4 protein-coding genes and 1 tRNA gene are annotated in these 3,800 nt (G+C 45.9%); all 5 read right to left on the reverse strand.

The genetic code is table 11. The features are described 5' to 3' along the window. Window positions 1-90 precede the first annotated feature (90 nt). Window positions 91-774 (reverse strand): 4Fe-4S dicluster domain-containing protein, encoded by a 684-nt coding sequence (locus J2Z49_RS14560; protein ID WP_307403892.1) that lies wholly within the window; start codon window positions 772-774, stop codon window positions 91-93. Window positions 775-799: 25 nt separating this feature from the next. Further along, on the reverse strand, window positions 800-1,663 hold the full coding sequence (locus tag J2Z49_RS14565) for a CoB--CoM heterodisulfide reductase iron-sulfur subunit B family protein (protein ID WP_307403894.1): 864 nt from the start codon (window positions 1,661-1,663) through the stop codon (window positions 800-802). A 16-nt stretch (window positions 1,664-1,679) separates the two neighbouring features. Beyond that, entirely contained in the window at window positions 1,680-2,081 is a 402-nt protein-coding gene (locus J2Z49_RS14570; protein ID WP_307403896.1) for a 4Fe-4S dicluster domain-containing protein, read from the reverse strand. 847 nt (window positions 2,082-2,928) lie between these two features. Beyond that, on the reverse strand, window positions 2,929-3,261 hold the full coding sequence (locus tag J2Z49_RS14575; protein ID WP_307403898.1) for a P-loop NTPase family protein: 333 nt from the start codon (window positions 3,259-3,261) through the stop codon (window positions 2,929-2,931). 185 nt (window positions 3,262-3,446) lie between these two features. Further along, window positions 3,447-3,533 (reverse strand) — tRNA-Leu (locus J2Z49_RS14580). Window positions 3,534-3,800 lie beyond the last annotated feature (267 nt).

Genomic DNA, 3,800 nt, shown 5'->3' on the forward strand with positions numbered 1-3,800 from the left:
GGCCTGGTTTGTTGTTGCCTTTTTACGACTTAACCCCAAAAATTTTTTCCAATTTCCCTTCAAAAAGTACTTGACTTTTTACCGCTGCGCTTAAGGTTCAATATCCCGGGCGTTGTATAGCTTTTGTAGTTCCTCTTTATCCATCTTCATCAGCCTGTCCAGTTCTTCATCAAACTTCCCGGCCTTGATTTCTTCTACCCGTTTGGCCAAGTGTTGGGCCGGTGGGGCAATATGGCGACCATAGAGCCGGCGAGCCAGAATGGCCACATTATATTGTACGATTTCAGCGGGACAGCGGGAAGCACATAGACCGCACATAATGCAGTCGAAGGATAAGTTGGCCACTTTGGTGATGTCTCCCCGCTGGGCTGCGGCTATATAGTCCATTACCTTTAATTCCTGGGGACAGATCTTGGTACACTGGTTACAGCCGAGACAGCGGGTTGTTTCTGGATAGTACCGCAGCAATGTGGCCAGGGTGGGAGTGAGTTCGTCCAGGTTATAGGTGGCTTTATTGGCCGGGTAAAAGGGGATCTGGGTCAAATACATGTTGTCTTCCACCATGGTTTGACAGGCGAGGCCCACTTTTAGCCTGAAATCTCCCGGCTTGCGGTATACCGTACCGCAGGCACCGCAAAAACCTCCCCGGCAGCCGCAGCCCCGAATAAAACGGTAGCCCGCGTATTCCATGGCTTTCATAATCGTCAGGCCATAGGGCACCTTATAATGTTTACCCATAATGTATATGTTTACCATTTCTCTTTCTTCAGCCATAAATCTTTCCTCCTTCAAGGCAGATCTACGCTCCAACCAGTAAAGGTCTGGGATCTACATAGTGTTGATCCAGCCCGAGGCTTTCCTGGGAAAGTTCCAGAGCTAACCCTAAAAGCTGGGTAAAATACAAAACGGGGATTTTTTGAAAACCGGCGTTCTTCTGGAGGATTTTTTCCTGCGACCAGTCCAGGTTAAACTGGCAAAGGGGGCAACTGGTGATGATTGCTTCCGCTCCCTTGGCAGTGGCTGAGTTCAGTATTTCCTCCACCTTTTTCATTACCAAAGCGTTATCATGCAGTATTTGATACGAACCACAACAGGTTGTTTTATAGGGATATTCTACCACCTCCGCGCCTATGGCACTAACTAGCTCTTCCATGATGGTGGGGTTTTCCGGATCGTCGAAATTCATTTCCGAAGCCGGCCGGACAAGCATGCAACCATAATAACAGGCAACTTTAAGCCCCTTTAGGCTTCTTGTTGCCCTGTCCCTGATTGCATCAAGCCCAATATTTTCCTTATAGATTTCCAGCGGGTGGACGGGTTCAATTTCTCCGGTGTAATTTTCTTCTAAGTAATCATTTAATTTTTTTCTGGCTTCAAGATTGTTTTTTATTATATAATTGACCCTTTTTAGTACGTGATAGCAGAAGGAGCAAACCGTAACAAGCTTGCCCCTCCCTTCTTTGGCCGCATTGGCTAAAATGCGTGCTGCTGCGACCATGCCAATGTAATTGTCCTGGGCCAGGGGAAATACCGTGCCGCAGCAGGTCCATTGAGGCAGTTCAGTTAATTCGATGCCTAAAGCGGCCAGGGAGCCCCGGGTAGAATCATCCAGACCCTTTGCCTTGCTGTGCAGGGTGCATCCTGGAAAGTATGGCATCCTCATCCTTTTGTCCCCCTTTTTACGCGCTTAGCTTGCGAAAACCACTGGTTAAGGCCATCTGTGGAACTTCAGTGAGCAATTCTAACGGGATTTTTTCGGCAACCAGTACTTCCCTGCCCTGGCGCAGGTTAATTACCCGCAGGGCTTCCATTAACCGGGCAATGTCTATGCCCCGGGGGCAGCGGGCGGTGCAAATTAAACAAGTGCTGCACACCCAGATGGACTTTAAATTTAATGCATTTGTGTTTCCCAGTTGAATCATGCGCATGACCTGGCGCGGTGGAAAGTCCATAACCTCTCTACCCGTACAACTTGCGCTGCAGGTTCCACATTGCATGCAAAGATTGGCATTTTGCCCGCTTATTTCTTTGATACGCTCAATCAAATCCCGGCTTGTTTTACTTGATAGATCCATAGCCATTTTGCATCTTACTCCTTTAAAGCAAATTCTTTTTTATCCACCTTTACTGCTTCCTGGACCTTCCCCTTCCCTCCCACTCTTTCCGAACGGTATCATTGCTAGGAATTGCCTCTTTCCTGTCCTGCTTCTCCTGGGGTTACAAGCAAATTCCTTGCTAGCTGACCTGTTATTTGTTCTGTGGGACTTCCGGGGATTAATATAATTGTTCTTGATAATTACAGTAATTCAGCATTATAGCTACAATTCCTGCCCAAAAATAAAAAAAATTAAAATTATCTACACCTTATAACTTTTATAAATTAACAATAGTTATTAGAAAAAGCTTCGCATAGCTAAGACTCTGGTTTTGAGTAACATCTGGAATAATGAAGTAACGGTATAATCCTGACCCGGGATTTGTATTATTTTGTGCAAAAGAGGACCTTTGCTTTATTCCCTAACAGGAGCGATTCGTGGCACACCCAGTCTGTCCAGGTGGGTCACCACTGGAACGGGCGCTAACCCGCCCTTGACTACTAGCATTCCATCAACCAGGACTAACGGCGATTCCCCGGGAGCCAAATTGCCGTCAAACCGGTATGTCAGCACCACGCTGCTACCATACAGTCGCTCCAGCACGCCCTCTAAAAACCGGTATTGAAAAGAGAGATCGCGTTCACCAAACGCGCATCTTTCCGGTACTCAACCCGGGCGCCCCCCTTCGTTAGCCGGAACATTTCCAAAAATTTCCACTATAACAGGCATACAATAACCCTCCCTACCAAATTTGGGATGGTTAGAATTGTGTGTACGTGTACGCTCGAGTTATGCTCACCGTGGAAGATGGTAAAGTAATAATCAATGTACATTATTGGGTGATGAATTCAAAAAACTGGATCATCTGATCACCTTTATTTGAGAGAAATTCTTCTATCTGGGATGAAGTTAGACTCCTAATTTCTTCCGGGTTTTCTTTATCGGCCATACTGAACATGACCCTTTTAATCTTTCCCAATTCTATAGCTACCGTAATCACAATATTTTCCCGTTCATTAAAATCTATGCCGAATTCAAACTCATCAAGATCCCCCGGTGGTTCTGGCAAATAAGTGCAAGTAATGCCAAAGCAATTTATCCTGTCCGTGTCTTTTAAATTTTCCAGGTTAATTTCTTTACCCATATATTTACGAAATCGCTCCATAGGCTTTTCCTCCTTAAATTTTATCAGCGGGGGATAAACATTGGCGGTAGCAGTGATATAACCTGCCCCGCACGCGCCCGGCCCCGAGGTAAACGACTACATCCAGGATTCCTTTCAAGATATTGTACAAAAAGTACAAAAGGCCTGCAGCGACCAAATCCTGCAAGCCTACATACTGCTGTACTTGGTGCGGCAGAAGGGACTTGAACCCCCACGGGCGTACGCCCACAAGAACCTGAATCTTGCGCGTCTGCCAATTCCGCCACTGCCGCACGTCTTACTGGCAAGTGCTATTATAACATATTCCGGGGTACCTGACAAGGGGATAATTTTCATTCACCTAGAAAGGTAACATTTTTTGTTCACGTTGTTCATCTCTTGGCCCTTTAAGCAATTAATAATGTAACGAGAAACATTGGCAACTGTCAAGCTTTTTAAAGTTAAAGTCCGTGTCAAGATCCAGTAGGTATCTCCACAAAAATTTTTTCCCGTTATGAGACCTCACCGCTCAAAAACATTAGCTTCAAGGCAGCGGCCTT

Source organism: Desulfofundulus luciae, from assembly GCF_030813795.1.
GTDB lineage: Bacteria > Bacillota > Desulfotomaculia > Desulfotomaculales > Desulfovirgulaceae > Desulfofundulus > Desulfofundulus luciae.

Bases quoted from the DNA above. Each gene is read 5' to 3' on its own strand.
- J2Z49_RS14560 (WP_307403892.1), bottom strand. From the start codon at position 774: ATGGCTGAAGAAAGAGAAATGGTAAACATATACATTATGGGTAAACAT.
- J2Z49_RS14565 (WP_307403894.1), bottom strand. From the start codon at position 1,663: ATGAGGATGCCATACTTTCCAGGATGCACCCTGCACAGCAAGGCAAAG.
- J2Z49_RS14570 (WP_307403896.1), bottom strand. From the start codon at position 2,081: ATGGCTATGGATCTATCAAGTAAAACAAGCCGGGATTTGATTGAGCGT.
- J2Z49_RS14575 (WP_307403898.1), bottom strand. From the start codon at position 3,261: ATGGAGCGATTTCGTAAATATATGGGTAAAGAAATTAACCTGGAAAAT.